Consider the following 19,488-nt stretch of genomic DNA (forward strand, 5'->3'; position numbering starts at 1 on the left):
AAGTGTTAGTTTTATTGGTGGAATTAAACTGCTATCCAATGGAACTGACATGGCAAATCAATCTACACCTCATTTATTTTCTTTTTTAGGCTCTGTGGTCATTGCTGTCGGCATTGCAGCAGCAGGCTTTTTCGTTAGCGAAACACTTTTTAAATCCCGAGTTGCACTTAATACCGCTGTAGTTAAAGGGCTTGCAGAAAGAAAAGTACAGGCGGACAAAGCATTTTGGTCTATTAAATACACGGTGACGGGAGATAAACAAGACAGTATTGAAGCACTCTATAAAGCTTCAGAAACCGATCAAAAGAAGATAATCAATTTGTTACATAAAAGTGGATTTTCCACTGAAGAAATAAAGCCCGGAATCGTAAAATATCTGAAGCGAGAGTTTAGAGATGATGATCAGAAATTAGTCGATGAGAAGCACTTTTTGGTTGGCGAAATTGAAGTTGAAACATCAAAAGTTCAGTTGGTTTCAGAGGGGCGAGCTAAATTAAACTCTTTGATCGCACAAGGATTAGATTTAAAAAATAATGCGCCTACTTATCACTTTACAAAACTAAATGAAATCAAACCTGCAATGCTCAAAGAAGCGACTAAAAATGCCAGATTGGCGGCTAATGAGTTTGCCATTAATGCTGGAGTAAAAGTGGGTGGGATCAGAAGTGCCATTCAAGGAGGCTTTGTTATCCGCGATGCAGGTGAAAACTACGGTGATACTCAAAAAATTGATAAGAATGTACGTGTTGTTACTAATGTCACTTTTTTACTGGTTGATTAATCAAGCAAAGGGGGAGAGAATCGTCTCTCCCCTTCGGTTATCACTTATAAAGCTTGCAATATAACTTCCGCTTTACTGACTTCAAACTCTTTAGGTGCTTCAATGTTGAGCTGAGTCACGACGCCATTTTCAATGATCATGGCATAACGTTGAGAACGAAGACCGCCAAAGCTCCCCGTTTCCATTTCAAGGCCAAGTGCTTTGGTAAAGTGACCGTCACCGTCAGCCAGCATCATGATGTGTTCAGCATTTTGGCTGTCACCCCATGCTTTCATAACGAATGCATCGTTGACTGAGACACAAGCAATAATATCAACACCTTTTGCTTGAAACTCGTCAGCTAAAGTAATGTATCCTGGTAAGTGTGCAGCTGAACAAGTCGGCGTAAATGCGCCAGGAACAGCGAAAATAACAACTTTCTTATCTTTGAATAACTCTGAAACTTGATGTTCTTGCATGCCATCAGCAGTTAACTGAGACAGTGTCGTTTCTGGTATTTTTTGACCTTGTTCTATCATGACTTACCTCTAATTCATTAGTATAGGGTTATAAAACAGAATATAAATCGAATCTATTTTTCTTGGTCTTAATGGACGCTGATGGTGTTTGTCCATTAAGATATTCAGCGTAGTCGGGGCGTTTTACCACAACGCGTTTTTGGGCAATGTTTAATGCTGGTGGTAAAAGCTCATCGGCATCATCATCGCTACCAACTAAAGTCTGGAATAAACGCATTTCTTTTTTTACTTGCGCTGACTTTTCTCGGTGTGGATACATCGGGTCAAGATAGACTACATCAGCCTTTATTCCGAGCTCGTTTAAAGAGTTTTGGCTGGCACCGTGATGTAACGTCATCCTTTGTTGCATCCACTCCCCGATTTCAGGATCTTGATAAGCGCGTTTTAAACCGTCCTCAAGGAGGGCCGCCACTACGGGCTGGCGCTCAATTAAGGTGACGTTACAGCCAAGGCTGGCAAGCACAAAGGCATCGCGACCCAATCCTGCTGTTGCATCAATAACACTGGGGACATTACCTTTTTTTAGACCCACCGCTTTAGCAATGGCTTGGCCTTTTCCACCACCAAATTTTCTTCTATGTGCTACAGCGCCACCGATGAAATCAACAATGATACCTGAAACTTTGGGTTCATCACGCTTGTGAAGCGTTAACCATTGATTGTGGTATTGCAGTTCGAATGCGCAGTCTTCAGAAAACGTTAATTGCCATCGTTGACAAATATCAACTAGCTCAACATTACTTTGATCAAAAAAAATGGATGTAGGCAAAAGAAATCACGAAATTAACGATAGATTGAAACGATTATACGCTGCTTCAAAACTGGTAGGAAGATGCTTTTGTTGCCCATAAGTTGGTTGCTTTTGATGATTGAAGATCAAAAAACGGCAGTGAAGAAAACTGGAATAGCGTTGCAATAAATGAACTCGGGAACACTTTAACACTGTGATTGTATTTTTCGACCGCTTTATTGTAATGGCGGCATAGTGTTGAGAACTCACTGTGTATAGAGAAATAAGGTTGCACAGACTCGGTTTGTGAGTGTTTCGTTAATTGAGCTGCAATATCAGTGATTTTTTGGTTTAACTCATCACATTTCTTCAAGTGGTCTTGAATTGTATTAAAGTTATTCAATTTATGCTGTGAATAAAAATCTGACTGGAAGGCGTGTCGATAATCGTCAAGCGCCTTGAGGCTAGGCTCTTTTTGATTCATGGTCATATCAGCGTGATGTACTGCTTTCAAAATTGCATGTATTTGTTGTTTTAGGCTGGTATCAATGGCAGAAAGTGCGAACATTACACTTTGTTGTTTAGCGTGTAATTGGCGGTAATTAAAAAAAATCCAACAAATTCCTGCAAAACTGCAGATGGCCAGAACTAACATTTACATCAGAATTAATGAAATCATGAATTAAATGTAGTTGTCAGAAGCGTACTTTGCCAATTTAACTTATTTATTTAAAAGTAAAATTTAAAATTACCGATCCGTGTGTTGTTAAGCGTAGGTTAAGCAAAATTAATTATAATTGGTACATGCAAGATTAGGGCAACCAATTCGCTCGTGAATGCAGGACTCTCAGTTATATCAGAGTCCTTTTTTTTTATCTCTTTTTGGCCATGACAGCTCAAACGGGCTTTCCCAATGTTCTAATTGGACTTTCAAAGACTCCCGTTGAAATTCTTCTCCTACAGAAGGTAAGCAAACGTATTGATAGGTCAGTTCATTAAACTGAAACCTCAATGCGTAGGCATGCAGATAGCAGCGATCACTTTGCTGTTTTCCATATAAATCATCACCTAAAATGGGCGCACCCAAACTTGATAGTGCGACTCTGAGTTGGTGAGTACGCCCTGTATGGGGTTTTAATAAATAAAGTCTTAGCCCTTCAGCAATGGTATGGCTATAAAACTGAGTGATGGCAGGGTTTACTGTGGTATGAAGCAATTTTTGCATGCTGCGGCGTGATTTTGCCATATCACCAATCACCCACCCTTGTTTCTTTTTTGGTTTCCCTTTGGCAATGGCGAGATAGTACTTTTCAGTGAGTCGCTGTTTAAATTGTTCAGCCAGTTGATTGGCAGCCGATGAGGATTTTGCGAGCAGCAATAGCCCTGATGTTGGCGTATCTAAACGATGGACAGGAAACAACGACAGGTTGCAATCTGCCTCAACTTGAGCAACCACACCAGCAGAGCCATCTTGGCTGTGAAAATGTACATTTGGTGATTTATTAATAACGATGAAGTGTGGCTCATCAGCCAGAATCTGGTAATTAGAGTTTTGCATTAGTTTGAATAATTGTTAGAAATCTATGGTTACACTTAGCCCGGGGTTGTTATCACTGAGCTTAACTGATGCATTATGACGGGTTAAAATGGCTTTTACCATAGATAGACCGAGCCCTGTGCCTTTGTGATGTCGACTTGGGTCAAGTCTCACTAAACGGTCAAATACTTTTTCTTTATGTTCATCTGGAATACCAGGGCCATTATCGACAATTTCAATGCGATTGGCATTTTGACGAATTTCAATCGTGGCATTTTTTCCAGAGTATTTAATCGCATTATCCACAAGATTGAATAAGGCCTGAAACAGCAAATGCTTATCCGCTTGTACTGAAAACTCACGCCCTAGATTTAGCAATAAAGTCTGTTCGTTCACTTCTGCCAAGGCTTCAGCCATGTCTCGTAAATCATGACACAAGTGATGAAGTTCGATTGGTTGTTTTTCTAATGCTAATTGTCCTTCTTCAATTCGAGTCAGAGACAACATCGCATCAAACGTACCTAGGCAGTGGTCGAGTTCTTCAAGAAGTTCGGCGCAATGATCAGGTAAATCATCCGTAGGACTATTGATCAGCTGCTCAATACCAATTCGCAAGTGAGACAAGGGTGTTCTTAAATCGTGGGCAATATTGTCGGTAATCCCTCGAATGGCTGTGAGGTTATTTTCAAGCGTGTCGAGGACGTTATTAAATTTTTGCGCAAGGATATCGAACTCATCATTACGCCAGCTTACAGGTAAGCGCGTATTGTAATGACCTTGTTCAATTTGTTCACTGAGGCGGTTGTAATGGATTAATCGCCTCAAAATGGCTTTAGAAAACAAGAAACCCAGCGCTAATGCAAACACCACGGTAAGCATCACTGCGGTGGCTGAAGCGCTTACAAATTTATCAATTAAGGACGCAAAGTGATCAGTTCGAGAGGCAATGAGTACTGGACCATAACGTGTCTTGACTAAGCCACCCGTTAAGATATGAAGCTTATCAGGCCCTGCAGTGAGAATTGGGAAATCTTTGGTTCTGGGTAAGTAAGGCATTTCATCGGGCATGAAGCTGAGTGCACCGATGACATTATCGCCATTTTTCCAAGCGACTAGGGCTGCTTTTGAGTCCGCGGCCTCAATTTGGCGTGCAAAATTTTGGCGACTGACTGATTTTGCCAGTTGCTGATAACGTTGAACTTCTGCTTTTAAGCTTTCAGTAACCTGATATCGTTGTTCTATAACCAATTGCTGATATAGCGCAAACAGTAATGCGCCAATAATCAGAGTAACGAGTACAGAAAAAACAATGGTTATTCGCCAGGCACTACTTTGATAAGGGTTAATTCCTCTGCCGTAAGCGATAACCTGCACCTCTTACTGTTTCAATTAATTCACCATGGCCGAGTTCTTCAAATTTGCGTCTCAATTTAGCGATATGGACATCGATAACATTGGTACGAGGGTCAAAATGGTAATCCCAAACCGCTTCGAAGAGTAAGGTACGACTGATGACCTGATTAACATGTTCCATGAGATATTTAAGCAATTGAAACTCTTTTGGCTGTAACATGATTTCATGTCCATCCAGAGTGACATTACGTGTTAGGAGTTCCATCTCTAATGGACCCGCACGCAAGTGAGTTTGCATTGGTTGAGTATGACCGCGTTGCATGAGCTTTTCGCAACGAACCAGCAATTCAGAAAACGCAAAAGGTTTGGTCATGTAATCATCACCACCTGCGCGTAAGCCTTTTACTCTTTCATCTACGTGACTCAAAGCAGAAAGTAGCATGACAGGAGTTTGGTTTCCTGTTGCCCTTACCGCAGCTAATAATTTTAAGCCGCCTAAACTAGGAAGCATTCTATCGAGTACGATGAGATCATATTGATTGCTGGTGGCTAATAAAAGCCCTTGATGACCATCACTTGCCGTCTCAATATTGTGACCTTGTTCAGTAAAACCTTTGACGATATAGTCCAAAGTAGTTGCATCATCTTCAACCAGTAAGACTTTCATAACACTCCTTAGTACCATTTCAATAATGGTAACGGACGCAGTTTCTCTACATCAAAAGCTAGCCGATATCGTCCATTATTATCGATCAGCTTTAATTCAAGATAGCTAATGCCTAGATCATGATCCAGTTCTGCGTTTAATAAATGCACAGAATTTTTATGTATAGCTAATTCTACAAGCTCAGAAAATAATAGTTTATTTTTAGAAATAAAGTTGATTGCAGCTAATTCTGAATGTTTATCAGAATCATAAGTGGTTGCTTTACGCTTAATTAATACGCCATCAACAGCACAATATTCCAGTTGAGTGATCGTATGCTTTTTGGGATCTAATACTGTAAATAAGTAACGCATAGGCGAACTATCAGTATCAATCGCAAAATGGGTAATGACCCCTGATGTACTATTCTCAATATTCCTCATCGTATCAATTGGATTCTGAAATGGTGATTGAGTCAGTACTGATAACAAATTAGGAGCCGCAGTGGCAATACTACTGTAAAGCAGCAAACAGATAAGCCAACGCATTTTCTTCTCCCCGATTTTCGTGCTCTATATTTTGTTATTGAGCATGAACCAATCAATCTCTTAATGAATTTTTGTTCGCTGAAAAAAGCATTGAAAAGTGAACATCAAAAAGTGACTGATAAACATAGACGAAGTTAGTCTAACTGTAGACACTTTAATTCCCTATTTCGGGAAGATTAACAATTGATCATCTTGACTATTTTTATCGTACCTCGTAATAAGTTTAGATGATTTTAATTTGTTAAGTAATTGATATCTATATTGTTCTTATTAGGTTTGGGTCAAGTTTCCAAATCAGTGGTGTATCTAAAGATATTTCAATCTCTTGCTCAACATCAAGCTCGATCACTGAGTCGGTCCCAATCACTTGTGCTAACACGCGACTTCCATCCCTAATTTGGAAAAAAGAGATGGGTTGAAGTTGCAATGAAACACAGTGTGAAGATGTGTGTTGCTTGAATTTACTCGGTAATATACACGTCGTCAATTGTTGCGTTTGTGTAATACATTGAGCTGGTATTGTGAGCTGTTGTTTACCTAAATGAATGCAGTAAAATTCTGCGCTTGATGGTTCGATTTTGCTCATTGGCACTAAATTTTTTAAGCCAATTTGCTTAGCCACCAATGTTGAAATTGGTGACGATAATAATTGTTGAGGGGTACCCTGCTGAATAATGCGACCTTGATCAATAATCAATATTTTATCGGCCAATAACATGGCCTCATGATAATTGTGTGTGACGAGAATTACGGGACATTCAATGGCCGATTTAAGCTTTAACAGCTGCAAATGCAGTTGTTCTTTCGTTTGATTGTCAACCGCTGAAAAAGGCTCATCAAGCAATAGGAGTTGAGGTTCTCTGGCTAACGCTCGAGCCAAAGCCACACGCTGTCGTTGTCCGCCAGAAAGTTGTATTGGGCGTTTATCTTTATGCTGCCATAAACCGACATTTTCTAACCATAACTTAGCTTGAGTGAAACGATCAGCTTTAGGCAAATGCTTAAGCGCAGTAGCAATATTATTGATGACCGATTGATGTTCGAATAAACCATAATGCTGGGGCACATAACCAACGAAACGTTGTTGAGGTGAGAGTTGGGTTTTAGGGCCTAACCAAACATTGCGATTACAGCTGATTTCTCCTTTGGCTTTGGTCGCAATGCCAGCAAGGGCTTTTAAGAGTGTGCTTTTACCTGCGCCAGAAGGTCCAAGAATCGCAATAACATCAGTGGAGTTTGCGGAAAACTCTGCAACAACGGGATAGGGATCCGAAATGTGAACTTTACATGATAAGTGTGGTTGTTCAGCTGCGGTCATGTCTTATTCCCACTTTTTTGGATAAGTGTGTCGTTATGGCCAGCGTAAGTACGGCAAAGATCAACAACAGGGCAGACATTAAACCTGCGGCGTGGAAATCAAAAGACTGAACACTGTCATATATCGCAATCGATAATGTTTTCGTTTCACCAGCAATATTGCCACCAATCATGAGTACGACGCCAAATTCACCTAATACGTGTGAAAAGCACAACACGATGGCGGTGATTACGCCAGGCCACACAAGCGGGAGTTCAATATGGATTAACGATTGCCAGCGGTTCAAGCCGCAACATGCAGCAGCTTCCCGAACGTCCTCAGGGATCGACTCAAAAGCTCTTTGAATCGGCTGTAATGCGAAAGGAATATTAATGATGAGTGATGCGACAACCAAGCCTGAAAAGTGAAACACAAGCTCACTGCCTAATACGGATGAAAGTAGCTGTCCTAACCAGCTTTGTTGACCAAACCCAACCAGCAAATAATAGCCAATGACGGTAGGAGGCAGAATCAACGGCGTCATCGAAATCGCTTCAACGAATGCCTTCCCTTTAAACTGTTTAAACGCCAAGGTTCGGGCACCTAAAACCGCCATAGGGATCAATAACAACGTCGTAATGCTACTGAGTTTTAAAGATAAAAGTAGAGCTTGCCAATCCATCGATGGGAAATGCCTTTTGTAAAACGACTAATGTGACTTTGGTGTGGGTATATCAAACCCGTACTTTCTTAGTGTATCTTGTGCTATTTTAGATTGCAGAAATAAAAAAAATTTTTTGGTTACGCTATCAGCTTTGTTCGTCAACACCATCGCTTGGTGGAGTGGCCGATGCAACTCGGGCGCAAGTGCAACATAGTCTACTTTACTGCTGTAATTGGGCGCTTTAGCCAACGAAAGTGCAATAATGGCACCTTGAGTAGCATTTGAAAGAGCAAACTGTGCAGCTTGTCCAACATTCTCACCCATGATGAGTTCTCTATGCAGTTTAGACCATAAGCCTTGATGTTCGAGCGCTTGTTTTGCGGCTAGACCATAAGGCGCATGTTCTGGGTTTGCAATCGCAAAACGAGACAACTTGCCTTGAGTCAGTAACTGAGAAACGCCTTGAAGTTCTGGGTCGAGTGTGAGTGGCGAACCTTTGGCTTTGACCAGAGCTAAACGGCCAATAGCATAAGTAACGCTTTGACCTTGGGTGAATCCTTGTTGTGTTAACCAATCAACATAATGTTGATCAGCACTGATGAATAATTCAAAAGGCGCACCATGTTTTATCTGCTGAACTAATTGCCCTGAAGAGCCATAGCTCAAGCGAACTTGCAAACCGGACTGCTGCGTAAATTGCTTTGCAATATCGTTCATAGCAAAACGCACGTTGGCCGCCGCTGCAATAGGAGGGGCTTGCTGTGAAAAAGAAGCCGTACTGAAGGTTAAAGCGCAAACGGTAATGAGTAGTCGATAAAACCTAACTACCTTATTGCCATTGAAGCGTCGCATGTTCATCACTGTCTCTTGCATCAACCCACTTATCGCCTGCATCTGTCGCCTCGAGTTTCCAAAAAGGAGCTTTAGTCTTTAAAAAGTCGATCAAAAACTCACAGGCGTCAAATGCAGCTTGTCGATGTGCACTGGAAACACCAATGAAAACGATCTGCTCACCCAGTAACATGGTTCCAACGCGATGTATGATTGTAATATGGTTAACATCCCAACGCTGACGGGCTTGCTGTGCAAGTTGATGCAACACTTTTTCCGTCATGCCTGGATAATGCTCTAATGTCAGCTGACTCACCTCGCTGCCATCATTAAAATCACGTACCTTGCCAACAAAGGTAACTAATGCACCATCAGCGTGATCTTGGCTGAGTTGTTGATACTCATCCGCCACCGAAAAATCAGCGTGTTGAACCTCAACCTTAATCGTCGACATGATTAGCCTCCAGTAACAGGCGGGAAAAAGGCGATTTCATCACCGTCTTTTATGGCCTGCTCTAATGAACATAACTCTTGATTCACGGCGACTAGTAATTTATCTGATGAAAGTGTGCTGGCCCATTTAGCGCCGCGCTCGCATAGCTGTGCTCTTATTTGCTCTGCATTTTGCCAATCGGTTTGATATTCAAGCTCAAGTTTAGCCTCGCCAAGACGTTCTCTAACCTGTGCAAAAAATAAAATCGTAATCATAATGTGTGTTCTTATATTTTTAGTAACTATTCTGGGTTATGCACAAAATGGCCTGACTTACCGCCTTGCTTTTCAAGCAGGGTTACTGCTGAAATTACCATATCTTTTTGCACCGCTTTACACATATCATAAATCGTCAGTGCAGCAACTGAGGCAGCGGTTAAGGCTTCCATTTCAACACCTGTTTTGCCACTGAGTTTACAAAGGCTTGTGATGCGTACTCGGTTTTTGTCTGGCTCAGCCTCTATATCAACTTCAACTTTAGTCAACATTAATGGGTGACAAAGTGGGATGAGCTCGGGGGTTTTCTTCGCCGCCATAATGCCAGCAATACGTGCTGTAGCAAACACATCACCTTTATGATGCTTACCTGATAAAATCAACTCAAGTGTGTCTGATGACATCTCCACGAAAGCTTGCGCTCTTGCAATGCGAACAGTGGTGTCTTTTTCGCTCACATCCACCATATGTGCTTCACCAGAAGCATTAATATGAGACAAGGTTTGAGTCATTAATCTGTGTCCTTTGATACTGATTTTAAATGGCCAACAAAGTTGCAAGGGCGATGACGAGCGTCGAGTTGTTCTTTTATGATTTCTTCCCAACCTAAGCGGCAAGCCCCAGGTGAACCTGGCATGCAGAAAATGGCTGTTTTATTGGCCATGCCCGCAATGGCGCGAGATTGGACGCTGGAAGTCCCAATGTCTTTAAAGCTTAAATATCTGAACAGTTCGCCAAAACCTTCCATTGGACGGTCAAATAACACTGAAACAGCATTTGGTGTGCTGTCGTGCGCAGTAAACCCGGTACCACCGTTGATGATGATGGCTTGGATGTCAGTAGAGGCTATCCATTTAGACACAACTTCACGGATTTTATAGGTGTTATCAACGCAAATTGTCCGTTCAGATAAGTGATGACCCGTTTCTTTAATGACATCTGCTAGGTATTGCCCGGAGGTATCCGTCTCCATCGTATGTCGATCCGATACCGTCATTACCGCAATTTTTAATGGAACAAACACTTTTGTCGTGCACTTGGCCATAATCATTCTCATTATTTAGTTTGTAATTACTTACTAACCACCGATAGATGCTAAATGTTTCGTCACCCCGGTAATGCCTTGATGCAAGTCATGGGTCGCTTTCTTTTGATGTAATTGTTCATGCAAGCGAGCGATCAATTCATCTTGTTGGTCATCGTGTTGCAGCAAATCACGTAGGTCGATGCCTGATTCAGTAAACAAGCACAAGTGGAGTTTCCCTTTTGACGACACTCTTAGCCGATTACAAGTCTTACAGAAATCATTCGAATAGGGCATGATCAAACCAAAGCGTCCCTGATAATCAGGGTGGCAAAAATTCTGCGCAGGACCATCTGTGGGTTTTGGCACTTGGTGTAACCAACCTTGTGCTAACAATCTTGATTTAATCACGTCACCACTTAAATGGTGAGCTTTAAAATAATCGTGGTGCAGTCCCGTTTCCATCAACTCAATAAAGCGCACGTCAATAGGACGGTCTTTTAGCCAGTCAGTGAATTTCGGCAAATCAGAATCGTTGAGATCTTTGAGTAACACGGCGTTGACTTTGATGCGCTCGAAACCCGCATCAAGTGCCGCATCAATACCACGCATGACTTCATGGAATTTATTTTCACCGGTGATTTGGTGAAATTGGCGAGGATCTAAACTATCAACAGATACATTAATGCGTCTTAAACCTGCATCAAACCATGTCTTGGCGTGTTTCTCTAAACGATAACCGTTAGTGGTGGTGGCAATCGTTTCAATCGCATCGTTGTCAGCAACGATACGAATAATATCAGTGAAATCTTTACGTAGGCTCGGCTCACCACCGGTGATACGCACCTTTTTGGTGCCGACTTTGGCGAAGGCATTAACAATGCGGCCAATTTCATCAAGGCGCAAAAAGTGAGGCTTTCCTTCCGGTTGGTAGCCGTCGGGCAAACAATAAGTACATTTGAAATTACAAACGTCGGTTACAGATAGCCGTAAATAGCTAAATTTACGACCAAAATCATCTAACAGCTCAGACATAATCACCTTTCCAAATTCGGGAGGCCAAGACATTTCTGCGCTTAACCCTGGTGGCAACATCGCCACGGCTAGATTTCCATATCATCGCGGTTGAATAGCATCAGACCGGAGACTTAGAAAAAAAAGCTCGGAGATTGTAAGTACCTGAACATGATTATCATTAAAAAGACTCATGATCAGATACTCAAAACCAATTATAGCCGTATCTTTTAATACGCTGATAGCGCTTATTTGACAATTCTTGAGCTAAATCAAGCTTACAAACAGGTTTGGTTCAATTGTGCGAGTTTGTACCCAGATTAATTTGTGTTACATTTACGTAAACGTAAACCTTTGCTCGTTATCCTTGAATGGTGTATTTCGAAAAATACTCATTTTGCGGTAAGGTGGCGAAATGTCATAGCAACAATCAAAAATAACATCCGACGAATAACGTAAATCAAATAAAGTCGGAGGCTCAACAAATAAAGGTGAAATGATGGAACGCGAATCAATGGAGTTTGACGTAGTCATTGTTGGTGCAGGTCCTGCGGGCTTAGCCACGGCTTGTCGACTTATGCAAATCTCCCAAGACTCAGGTAAAGAATTTACCGTATGTGTCGTGGAGAAAGGCTCTGAAGTTGGAGCTCATATTCTTTCAGGCGCTGTGTTTGAACCAAAGGTGTTGGATGAGTTATTCCCAGATTGGAAGTCTCAAGATGCACCACTAAAAACCAGTGTTACTCATGATGAAATTTATTTGTTGAACTCTGAAGATGGTAGTCGTTTGATGCCAAACGCTTTTGTGCCGAAAACGATGCACAATGATGGCAACTATATTATCAGTGTAGGCAACTTGAGTCGTTGGTTGGCGGAACAAGCTGAAAGCCTAGGCGTAGAAATTTTTCCAGGGTTTGCAGCAAGTGAAGCGTTACATCACGAAGATGGCAGTGTAAAAGGCATTCTCATTGGTGATATGGGGGTTGGCGAAAACGGTGAGCCAAAAGACAGCTATATGCCGGGCATGGAATTGCATGCCAAGTACACGGTATTTTCTGAAGGTTGTCGTGGCCATATTGGTAAACAATTAATTGAAACCTTTAACCTTGATAATGGCAAAACCCCACAACATTACGGCTTAGGATTTAAAGAAATTTGGAAAGTCTCTGATGAACAACATCAGCAAGGAAAAGTCGTACATACGGGCGGCTGGCCATTAACTGAAGGCGCTTCAGGTGGCGGCTTCCTGTATCACATCGAAGACAACCAAGTCGTTGTTGGGCTAATCGTTGACTTAAACTATCAGAATCCGCATTTAAGCCCATTTGATGAATTTCAGCGTTATAAAACTCACCCTGTTATTGCAAAAGAATTACAAAATGGTGAGCGAATCAGTTATGGCGCACGTGCTATTGCAAAAGGCGGGTTAAACTCACTCCCTAAAATGAGCTTCCCTGGTGGCTTGCTAGTAGGTTGTGATGCTGGCACTCTCAACTTCGCTAAAATTAAGGGCACTCATACCGCCATGAAGAGTGGTATGTTAGCCGCAGAGACCATCGCTGAAGCATTGATGGCTGGCGTTGAAGGTGGCAAAGATTTAGATTGTTTCCAAGATAAATTTGAACAAAGTTGGTTATATCAAGAGCTATACTGCTCACGTAACTTTGGCCCTGCTCTGCATAAGTTTGGTACTTTGATAGGTGGTGCGTTTAACTATATTGATCAAAATTGGTTTGGTGGAAAGTTCCCGGTTACGCTACGTGATGAAAAGCCAGATTATGCGCAAATGGCCGAAACGTCGGCTTACGGTAAAATTGCTTATCAAAAGCCAGACGGCAAGTTGACGTTTGATAAATTATCATCAGTTTATCTATCGAATACCTTTCATGAAGAAGATCAACCTTGTCATCTTAAGTTAAAAGATGCGCAAATCCCGATTCAAGTTAATTTGGTTAAGTTTGACGAGCCTGCACAACGCTATTGTCCAGCAGGTGTTTATGAAGTCGTGGAAGAAGCAGGCGAGCAAAAGTTCGTGATCAACGGTCAAAACTGCATTCACTGTAAAACCTGTGACATTAAAGACCCAAGCCAAAATATCACTTGGGTAACGCCTGAGGGCGGTGGTGGGCCAAACTATCCGAATATGTAATCTGTCTTTTGATGCGTACTCAGTTGAGTGCGCATTTTTTTATAAATAGTTGAGTATAAGTGTTCATGAAATAATAGATTGGAAGCGTGAACCCTCAGCCTAATAAAAGCCTGATCAGATTTTCAGAAGTATTTCTTAAGTTGTTTTGGGTTTCACTAAACGCCGTATCTAGATCCATCGGTGACTGGCAAATACTAAAAATACTGTTGACTCCAGTTTGATAAAGCGGCGTTAGATCTTCTTTTGTAGATACGCTACCGGCCAGCGCCACAACTGGGACTTTATTCTCTCTCGCGAGTGTTGCCACGCCAGAGATGGCTTTACCTTGAAGAGTCTGAGAGTCAATTTTCCCCTCACCTGTAATCACTAAGTCTGCGGTTTGCAGATGTTTAGTAAACTGGGATTGCTCTAAAATATAATCAATGCCCGATGTCAGTTGTGTATTGGCGGCAGCAATCAGTACTGCAGGAATGCCCCCAGCTGCCCCGGATTGTTGAATTTGATTAAGCGGTCTGCTAAATGTCTTTTCAAGTAAAGTCGCAAAGTGCTTAATATTGCTTTCAAGTATCTCTACTTGTGCTGCAGACGCCCCTTTTTGAGGGCCAAACGTGTGGCTTGCCCCACTTTCTCCACACAAGGGATTTGTGACATCACACAATAAGGTGAATGATATTTTATTGAGATTTGGATTAAGTAGTCTTGTATCAATGGATTTAATTTGGGTTAAGTTTTCGCCTGTGGTATGAACTTTCTCTCCATTTTTTCCTAAATAGGTGGCGCCTAATGCTTGTAGTAAGCCTGCGCCAGCGTCATTGGTGGCGCTGCCCCCGAGAGCCAGAATAATTTCGTTAACGCCGAGTTCAATCGCAAGCTCTATTTGTTGTCCTACACCAAAGCTACTGGTCTGCATTGGATTTCTTTGATCTAAAGGGATGTGAGCAAGGCCACAGGATTGCGCCACTTCAATTATCGCTGTACTTCGATCGTCTGAAAGTAAAAAGTGACTGTAAACAGGACGACCGAGCGCATCTGTGACTAAGCTTGGTACCTCAGAACATGGGAGTAAGCTTGATAACGCATCTAAGGTTCCTTCACCACCATCTGCGATGGGTAGCTTTAATACTTCAATATGACTGTTGGCTGCTAGAACTCCTGCTTCTATCGCCTCCGCAACCTGTTTTGCCGTAAGACTTTCTTTAAAAGAATCTGGTGCAACAATAATTTGTTTCATTGATTGAGTTATTGACCTGTTTTCAAAAATGGTAAAGCGTTACCAAGGAAGCTTATTGCCAGCATAGTCGATAAAGTTACCACTGTCTTCTGCGGTGAGAGTGGGGAGTAAATCGAAAAAATACCGAGCGGTTTGAGCAGGTGACTGTAACTGCCCCTGTGGTAAGCGTGCTTGAAATGGCTTTGATAATGAAGTGTCAGTGGTTCCTGGATGAAACGAAAGTACGCAAATATTTGATGCCGTACGCCGCCACTCAATACTTAAGTTCTTTAGTGCCATATTAAGCGCTGCTTTAGAACAACGATAGCTCATCCAGCCACCTAAGCGGTTATCACTGATACTTCCTACTTTAGCGGAAACAGTAACGAAATGACTGAGTTCAGATTGTTGAAGTAGTTTTTGAAAATGTTTAGCCAGTAGGAGTGTCGGCAATAGATTGATATTGATATTGGCATGAAAAAAATCTGGATTAAACTGCGAGATAGACTTTTCTGGGAGCTGTTTGTCGTGGTGCAATAGCCCGACACAATTGATGAGTAAGTCTAATTTTTCAAATTTTTGCGAAAGTATCCTGACTTGGTTTTCATCGCAAATATTGACTTCATGCCATCGTGTTGACCTTAGAGATTCATCAGGCCGTTGTTTATGGTATGTAGCATGTATTTCTGCTTCTGGAAATCGAGCCTGAACTTCTCGGAGTATTCCTAAACCAATACCACCTACACCGCCGATAATGAGGATTATCATATGCATTCCAAGACTAAGAGATATTATCTTAATACGGAATTAATCTATATTTTGTTCATATCTCATGGAGTTAGATTAATGTCAGCTTGAGTTAAGGTTTAATAGAATACTCTAATTAAAATTATTTAATTAATTGGGATAAACAAAATGTCAGTTAACTCATCTGCACCTATAGGTACTTCCGCAAACCCCTATGTAATAAAAGAGCATTATCATTTAAATGAAACCGGAAACAATACTAAGTCGCAAATTAATAGTGAAGACGTTGAAGGCGTTTTAGAAGCTCTCACAAATACTTCTGATACAAAAATTTACTTTACAATGATGCTACCTAAGCATAATTGGTCTTTTCGACATGATAATTATAATGATACCAAATTGTTTTATGCTGAACTAAAAACTCCTGATGGAAAAGTAAAAGAATTTGTAAAAGGTGACAAACTCCCTTATGGCTCAAAAGTTGACATACAGGAAAATGGTTTTTTAACATCAGTAAAGACTAATCCGTTAGAGGCATCACTAGGGCATCAATTTACAGAGTTAGTTTATAAGTTCTTAGAACCTAAAAAAACAGGTATTGATTCAGTTCCGAAGAGACCAGTTCTTCAAGCGCAAGACTCGATGGTTGTTGTTGATTTAGTTGTTTGATTTTGAGCATATAGAGCATTTATCCATTTTATTCAATTTCATTTGTCGCATTTCTAGTGTCATAGCATCAAACATCAACACTCGGCCAACTAGTGGTTGGCCGATTCTACAAAGCAGTTTTATTGCTTCAACGGCTTGCAAACTACCCATAACCCCAATAACTGGGGCTAAAATTCCTGACTCAACACAAGTTAATTGCTGCTCACCAAATAATTGGCTGAAGCATTGGTAACATGGAGATTCAGCTTGGTAATCAAAGACGGTGATTAACCCTTCCATGCGAATCGCAGCACCAGAAACAAGCGGTGTTTTGGTTTTAAAGCATTGCTGATTCAATTGCTGCCGAACGGAAAGATTATCTGTGCAATCAACAACAATATCGTGTAACTCAATTTGTTCAAGCAGTGAGTCATCACTCAGTAAGCCATGAATGGTATTTACTGTGATATGTGGGTTAGTTAACAACAAACTGTCTTTTGCAGAATGGACTTTAGCTCGACCAATATCAGCATCTTGATGTAACACTTGTCGTTGCAGGTTTGATAGCTCGACAATATCAAAATCAACCAAAGTGAGCTCACCTACACCCGCTACCGCTAAGTATTGACTGGCAGCACAACCTAAACCACCCAAGCCAATAATAAGCACTTTAGCTTGCTTCAACGCTTCCTGTCCCTCAAAGTCTATAGCTTTGATGGAGATTTGACGGCTGTATCTGAGTGCCTCTTCGTCAGAGAGTATTTCTGGTTGATGTTGCATTAACTGAGTGCACCTGAAAATGGCTCCACAACGACGGTTTCACCTGCTTCAATTGTGGCTTGATTAATAGCAATATGAATAAAGCAGTTAGCAATGCTCATAGACGTCAGCATTCCTGAGCCTTGTGCACCAGTGGTTGATACTTCAAGTTCACCATGGCTATTGCGTGTTAGCACACCACGTTGAAATTCAACTCGACCGGGTTTGCGTTTGATGCTATGCATTAACTGAGCGTTGACTTTTAATGGTGCAGACTGAGGTAAATTCTTCATCTTATTGATGATCGGTTGCACCAGCTGATAGAAGGTAACCATTGAAGCAACAGGGTTGCCTGGTAAGCCACAGAAAATAGCGTTACCCAATTTGCCCATTGCGAAAGGCTTGCCTGGTTTCATGGCTAAACGCCAAAAAGTAATTTCACCTACTTCATTTAAAACTTGTTTAACGTAGTCGGCATCGCCGACTGAAACACCGCCCGAGGTCAGAACTAAATCAGCTTGCTCAGAGGCTTCTACAAATGCTTGTTTAATGCTTTCTGGTTTATCTTCAATGATACCTAAATCAATCCACTCAACGTCAGATTTGGTGAGCAAACCCTGAATCGAATAGCGGTTTGAATCATAGATTTGGCCTTCTTTCAGCTCTGTACCGACTGGTTTTAACTCATCACCCGTTGAGAAAAAGGCGACTTTTACTTTACTAAAAACGGACACCATTGCTACGCCTAACGTTGCAAGGACACCGAGCTCAGCAGCACCGATTTGAGTGCCACGTCTCAAGATAACTTGTCCAATACTGGCTTCTTCCCCTTGTTTACGAACATTCGCCCCAGCTCGTTTTGGAGAAGTGATAGTAACGGTGTCTTGGTTAGCCTCCGCTAATTCTTGCATTTGCACTGTATCTATCTGTGCCGGTACTTGTGCTCCCGTCATAATTCGAACGCAACAACCTTTAGGAATATCACCGTCAAATGGGTGTCCAGCAAAAGCACTACCGACAAGGGTTAAGTCGGTCGTATCAATATCTTGATTGAGGTCTTCAAAACGAAAGGCATACCCGTCCATCGCTGAATTATCAAATGGCGGTAGATTAATACCAGATACCACATCTTCTGCAAGAACATGATTTAGTGCATCAGAGATCGATAGTGTTTCCGTACGAGTTAACGGTATTACCTGTTCAAGTAATTTGGGGAGTGCATCGTTTGGGTGGATTAAACCTGGTTTTGCACAAGGATCAATGGCATGCGACATAAAAGACCTCAGATCAAGCGAGATAAATGACTAAAGCGGCATCTTCACATTTTGTAGCGCTTAAGATCAAGCTCTGAGTTAAGATTTGGCTATCTACTTGATCAAAAACAAGTTAATTGTGAAAATAAAAATAATTCCTATTTAACAATGAGTTATAGCAATTTTGTTGCATTTAATATAGAACTGCCGCACAATGTAGCCCATGAACGCAGTACGGTGATGAAATATCACGACATTGAGGTAAATCCATGTTAACAAAACCTATGATTGAAAAATTAAACGAGCAAATTAACTTAGAGTTTTTCTCATCGAACCTATATCTTCAAATGAGTGCTTGGTGTGAGGATCAAGGCTTTGAAGGTGCTGCAAAGTTTATGCGTGATCACGCAGAAGAAGAAATGGGGCATATGCGCCGTTTATTCACTTATGTCAGTGAAACTGGCGGGTTACCTTTAATTGGTACGATTGATTCACCCCCTTCTAGTTTTGAATCACTGCTGTCGTTGTTTGAGCATACTTATGAGCACGAGCAAATGATCACGGCAAAGATTAATGAACTCGCACATTCTGCATTCACAAATCATGATTACTCGACATTCAACTTTTTACAGTGGTATGTAGCAGAGCAACATGAAGAAGAGAAATTGTTTAAATCTATCGTTGATAAAATTCGTTTAGTCGGCGAAGACGGTAAGGCGTTATTCTTTATCGATAAAGATTTAGAGCTGCTGGCGGGCAAGGGCCATGACAGCGTAATGAATGCGCAAATTACGGTTGAGTAGTTAATCTGTTACGATTTAAGTGATTTTCACTAGTGAATTATTGAAAGCTATACTCAGTTATAGCTTTTTTTGTGCCTAAAATTAATGAGGAGCGTCACTATGGGAACGGTTGCAATTGTGGGAATAACTATTGGTGTTGTTGGTTTTCTATTTGGGATGACGACTTACGTTAGATTGAATCGTCTTGAGCAGCATTTAAAGCAAAGAGGTGTTCTCGATAAAGATTTCACCTCTCATTAGAGTGGGTCAGACTTCACTATTAACATCT

At 41.4% G+C, this 19,488-nt stretch carries 24 protein-coding genes and 1 riboswitch; of the genes, 5 read left to right on the top strand and 19 right to left on the bottom strand.

The annotated features are described in order from the left end of the window. The first annotated feature begins 49 nt into the window (after positions 1–49). Positions 50–781, top strand: coding sequence for an SIMPL domain-containing protein (locus AC1EU2_RS16245; protein WP_480299331.1), 732 nt, complete (start codon positions 50–52; stop codon positions 779–781). Between the two features lie 44 nt (positions 782–825). Here the strand turns inward: AC1EU2_RS16245 and AC1EU2_RS16250 are convergent, their stop codons facing one another. From AC1EU2_RS16250 to moaA, 15 genes are all read right to left on the bottom strand, one after another. Continuing rightward, positions 826–1,299, bottom strand: a complete 474-nt coding sequence (locus AC1EU2_RS16250; RefSeq protein WP_480299332.1) for a redoxin family protein — start codon at positions 1,297–1,299, stop codon at positions 826–828. 28 nt (positions 1,300–1,327) lie between these two features. After that, on the bottom strand, positions 1,328–2,068 hold the full coding sequence (locus tag AC1EU2_RS16255) for a class I SAM-dependent methyltransferase (protein WP_480299333.1): 741 nt from the start codon (positions 2,066–2,068) through the stop codon (positions 1,328–1,330). A gap of 46 nt (positions 2,069–2,114) precedes the next feature. Continuing rightward, positions 2,115–2,684, bottom strand: coding sequence for a LemA family protein (locus tag AC1EU2_RS16260; protein WP_480299334.1), 570 nt, complete (start codon positions 2,682–2,684; stop codon positions 2,115–2,117). 201 nt (positions 2,685–2,885) lie between these two features. Further along, positions 2,886–3,587: a TIGR01621 family pseudouridine synthase gene (locus tag AC1EU2_RS16265; RefSeq protein ID WP_480299335.1), complete on the bottom strand. Its 702-nt coding sequence runs from the start codon at positions 3,585–3,587 to the stop codon at positions 2,886–2,888. 15 nt (positions 3,588–3,602) lie between these two features. After that, complete coding sequence (locus AC1EU2_RS16270; protein WP_480299411.1) at positions 3,603–4,883, bottom strand: sensor histidine kinase; 1,281 nt, start codon at positions 4,881–4,883, stop codon at positions 3,603–3,605. Positions 4,884–4,908: 25 nt separating this feature from the next. Then, positions 4,909–5,586 carry a response regulator transcription factor gene (locus tag AC1EU2_RS16275; protein WP_129946194.1) on the bottom strand — a complete coding sequence of 226 codons (678 nt, stop codon included), beginning with the start codon at positions 5,584–5,586 and terminating at the stop codon, positions 4,909–4,911. An 8-nt stretch (positions 5,587–5,594) separates the two neighbouring features. Then, positions 5,595–6,113, bottom strand: coding sequence for a hypothetical protein (locus AC1EU2_RS16280; RefSeq protein ID WP_480299336.1), 519 nt, complete (start codon positions 6,111–6,113; stop codon positions 5,595–5,597). A 256-nt stretch (positions 6,114–6,369) separates the two neighbouring features. Continuing rightward, on the bottom strand, positions 6,370–7,431 hold the full coding sequence (locus tag AC1EU2_RS16285) for a sulfate/molybdate ABC transporter ATP-binding protein (RefSeq protein ID WP_480299337.1): 1,062 nt from the start codon (positions 7,429–7,431) through the stop codon (positions 6,370–6,372). After that, on the bottom strand, positions 7,418–8,092 hold the full coding sequence (gene modB, locus AC1EU2_RS16290) for a molybdate ABC transporter permease subunit (protein WP_480299338.1): 675 nt from the start codon (positions 8,090–8,092) through the stop codon (positions 7,418–7,420). Before modB ends, AC1EU2_RS16285 begins: the two co-directional genes overlap by 14 nt. 27 nt (positions 8,093–8,119) lie before the next feature. Further along, complete coding sequence (gene modA, locus AC1EU2_RS16295) at positions 8,120–8,968, bottom strand: molybdate ABC transporter substrate-binding protein (protein WP_480299339.1); 849 nt, start codon at positions 8,966–8,968, stop codon at positions 8,120–8,122. Next, positions 8,904–9,359, bottom strand: coding sequence for a molybdopterin synthase catalytic subunit MoaE (gene moaE / locus AC1EU2_RS16300; RefSeq protein ID WP_480299340.1), 456 nt, complete (start codon positions 9,357–9,359; stop codon positions 8,904–8,906). The genes modA and moaE overlap by 65 nt, the downstream gene beginning before the upstream one ends. A gap of 2 nt (positions 9,360–9,361) precedes the next feature. Beyond that, positions 9,362–9,613: a molybdopterin synthase sulfur carrier subunit gene (gene moaD / locus AC1EU2_RS16305; protein ID WP_480299341.1), complete on the bottom strand. Its 252-nt coding sequence runs from the start codon at positions 9,611–9,613 to the stop codon at positions 9,362–9,364. 26 nt (positions 9,614–9,639) lie between these two features. Then, a complete protein-coding gene (gene moaC / locus AC1EU2_RS16310) occupies positions 9,640–10,125 on the bottom strand; it encodes a cyclic pyranopterin monophosphate synthase MoaC (RefSeq protein ID WP_480299342.1) in 486 nt (161 codons plus the stop codon). Beyond that, positions 10,125–10,658 (bottom strand): molybdenum cofactor biosynthesis protein B, encoded by a 534-nt coding sequence (moaB, locus tag AC1EU2_RS16315; protein WP_480299343.1) that lies wholly within the window; start codon positions 10,656–10,658, stop codon positions 10,125–10,127. Before moaB ends, moaC begins: the two co-directional genes overlap by 1 nt. A 33-nt stretch (positions 10,659–10,691) precedes the next feature. Continuing rightward, positions 10,692–11,672, bottom strand: coding sequence for a GTP 3',8-cyclase MoaA (gene moaA, locus AC1EU2_RS16320; protein ID WP_480299344.1), 981 nt, complete (start codon positions 11,670–11,672; stop codon positions 10,692–10,694). Continuing rightward, positions 11,660–11,817: riboswitch (molybdenum cofactor riboswitch) on the bottom strand. Its footprint overlaps the gene before it by 13 nt. A gap of 333 nt (positions 11,818–12,150) precedes the next feature. Here moaA and AC1EU2_RS16325 point away from each other — a divergent pair. Next, complete coding sequence (locus AC1EU2_RS16325; protein WP_480299345.1) at positions 12,151–13,800, top strand: electron transfer flavoprotein-ubiquinone oxidoreductase; 1,650 nt, start codon at positions 12,151–12,153, stop codon at positions 13,798–13,800. Positions 13,801–13,894: 94 nt separating this feature from the next. Here AC1EU2_RS16325 and AC1EU2_RS16330 read toward each other — a convergent pair whose 3' ends face one another. Both AC1EU2_RS16330 and AC1EU2_RS16335 read right to left on the bottom strand, forming a co-directional pair. Further along, positions 13,895–15,031: a glycerate kinase gene (locus tag AC1EU2_RS16330; protein ID WP_480299346.1), complete on the bottom strand. Its 1,137-nt coding sequence runs from the start codon at positions 15,029–15,031 to the stop codon at positions 13,895–13,897. A gap of 39 nt (positions 15,032–15,070) precedes the next feature. Continuing rightward, a complete protein-coding gene (locus AC1EU2_RS16335) occupies positions 15,071–15,778 on the bottom strand; it encodes an SDR family NAD(P)-dependent oxidoreductase (protein WP_480299347.1) in 708 nt (235 codons plus the stop codon). 147 nt (positions 15,779–15,925) lie between these two features. On the opposite strand from AC1EU2_RS16335, the gene AC1EU2_RS16340 reads away from it, so the two are divergent. Beyond that, positions 15,926–16,426 carry a hypothetical protein gene (locus AC1EU2_RS16340; RefSeq protein WP_480299348.1) on the top strand — a complete coding sequence of 167 codons (501 nt, stop codon included), beginning with the start codon at positions 15,926–15,928 and terminating at the stop codon, positions 16,424–16,426. On the opposite strand, the gene moeB is transcribed toward AC1EU2_RS16340, so the two are convergent. Next, the gene (moeB, locus tag AC1EU2_RS16345) at positions 16,415–17,185 is read right to left on the bottom strand and encodes a molybdopterin-synthase adenylyltransferase MoeB (protein WP_480299349.1); all 771 of its coding nucleotides are present in this window, start codon (positions 17,183–17,185) and stop codon (positions 16,415–16,417) included. The two genes, AC1EU2_RS16340 and moeB, sit on opposite strands and share 12 nt — an antisense overlap. After that, on the bottom strand, positions 17,185–18,438 hold the full coding sequence (moeA, locus tag AC1EU2_RS16350) for a molybdopterin molybdotransferase MoeA (protein ID WP_480299350.1): 1,254 nt from the start codon (positions 18,436–18,438) through the stop codon (positions 17,185–17,187). Before moeA ends, moeB begins: the two co-directional genes overlap by 1 nt. Before the next feature lie 248 nt (positions 18,439–18,686). On the opposite strand from moeA, the gene ftnA reads away from it, so the two are divergent. Together ftnA and AC1EU2_RS16360 are read left to right on the top strand one after the other, a co-directional pair. After that, positions 18,687–19,220, top strand: coding sequence for a non-heme ferritin (gene ftnA / locus AC1EU2_RS16355; protein ID WP_480299351.1), 534 nt, complete (start codon positions 18,687–18,689; stop codon positions 19,218–19,220). Between the two features lie 99 nt (positions 19,221–19,319). Continuing rightward, positions 19,320–19,460, top strand: a complete 141-nt coding sequence (locus tag AC1EU2_RS16360) for a hypothetical protein (protein WP_480299352.1) — start codon at positions 19,320–19,322, stop codon at positions 19,458–19,460. Positions 19,461–19,488 lie beyond the last annotated feature (28 nt).

The organism is Parashewanella sp. 2304DJ23-3 (assembly GCF_056591695.1).

Excerpts from the sequence above, each read along its gene's own strand:
- AC1EU2_RS16245 (WP_480299331.1), top strand. The coding sequence starts at position 50 with ATGGCAAATCAATCTACACCTCATTTATTTTCTTTTTTAGGCTCTGTG.
- AC1EU2_RS16265 (WP_480299335.1), bottom strand. The coding sequence starts at position 3,587 with ATGCAAAACTCTAATTACCAGATTCTGGCTGATGAGCCACACTTCATC.
- AC1EU2_RS16275 (WP_129946194.1), bottom strand. The coding sequence starts at position 5,586 with ATGAAAGTCTTACTGGTTGAAGATGATGCAACTACTTTGGACTATATC.
- moaE (WP_480299340.1), bottom strand. The coding sequence starts at position 9,359 with ATGTCGACGATTAAGGTTGAGGTTCAACACGCTGATTTTTCGGTGGCG.
- modB (WP_480299338.1), bottom strand. The coding sequence starts at position 8,092 with ATGGATTGGCAAGCTCTACTTTTATCTTTAAAACTCAGTAGCATTACG.
- ftnA (WP_480299351.1), top strand. The coding sequence starts at position 18,687 with ATGTTAACAAAACCTATGATTGAAAAATTAAACGAGCAAATTAACTTA.
- moeB (WP_480299349.1), bottom strand. The coding sequence starts at position 17,185 with ATGCAACATCAACCAGAAATACTCTCTGACGAAGAGGCACTCAGATAC.
- moaA (WP_480299344.1), bottom strand. The coding sequence starts at position 11,672 with ATGTCTGAGCTGTTAGATGATTTTGGTCGTAAATTTAGCTATTTACGG.
- AC1EU2_RS16260 (WP_480299334.1), bottom strand. The coding sequence starts at position 2,684 with ATGTTAGTTCTGGCCATCTGCAGTTTTGCAGGAATTTGTTGGATTTTT.
- moaB (WP_480299343.1), bottom strand. The coding sequence starts at position 10,658 with ATGGCCAAGTGCACGACAAAAGTGTTTGTTCCATTAAAAATTGCGGTA.
- AC1EU2_RS16335 (WP_480299347.1), bottom strand. The coding sequence starts at position 15,778 with ATGATAATCCTCATTATCGGCGGTGTAGGTGGTATTGGTTTAGGAATA.
- AC1EU2_RS16250 (WP_480299332.1), bottom strand. The coding sequence starts at position 1,299 with ATGATAGAACAAGGTCAAAAAATACCAGAAACGACACTGTCTCAGTTA.
- AC1EU2_RS16330 (WP_480299346.1), bottom strand. The coding sequence starts at position 15,031 with ATGAAACAAATTATTGTTGCACCAGATTCTTTTAAAGAAAGTCTTACG.
- AC1EU2_RS16360 (WP_480299352.1), top strand. The coding sequence starts at position 19,320 with ATGGGAACGGTTGCAATTGTGGGAATAACTATTGGTGTTGTTGGTTTT.
- moeA (WP_480299350.1), bottom strand. The coding sequence starts at position 18,438 with ATGTCGCATGCCATTGATCCTTGTGCAAAACCAGGTTTAATCCACCCA.
- AC1EU2_RS16280 (WP_480299336.1), bottom strand. The coding sequence starts at position 6,113 with ATGCGTTGGCTTATCTGTTTGCTGCTTTACAGTAGTATTGCCACTGCG.
- AC1EU2_RS16285 (WP_480299337.1), bottom strand. The coding sequence starts at position 7,431 with ATGACCGCAGCTGAACAACCACACTTATCATGTAAAGTTCACATTTCG.
- modA (WP_480299339.1), bottom strand. The coding sequence starts at position 8,968 with ATGCAGGCGATAAGTGGGTTGATGCAAGAGACAGTGATGAACATGCGA.
- moaC (WP_480299342.1), bottom strand. The coding sequence starts at position 10,125 with ATGACTCAAACCTTGTCTCATATTAATGCTTCTGGTGAAGCACATATG.
- AC1EU2_RS16340 (WP_480299348.1), top strand. The coding sequence starts at position 15,926 with ATGTCAGTTAACTCATCTGCACCTATAGGTACTTCCGCAAACCCCTAT.
- moaD (WP_480299341.1), bottom strand. The coding sequence starts at position 9,613 with ATGATTACGATTTTATTTTTTGCACAGGTTAGAGAACGTCTTGGCGAG.
- AC1EU2_RS16325 (WP_480299345.1), top strand. The coding sequence starts at position 12,151 with ATGGAACGCGAATCAATGGAGTTTGACGTAGTCATTGTTGGTGCAGGT.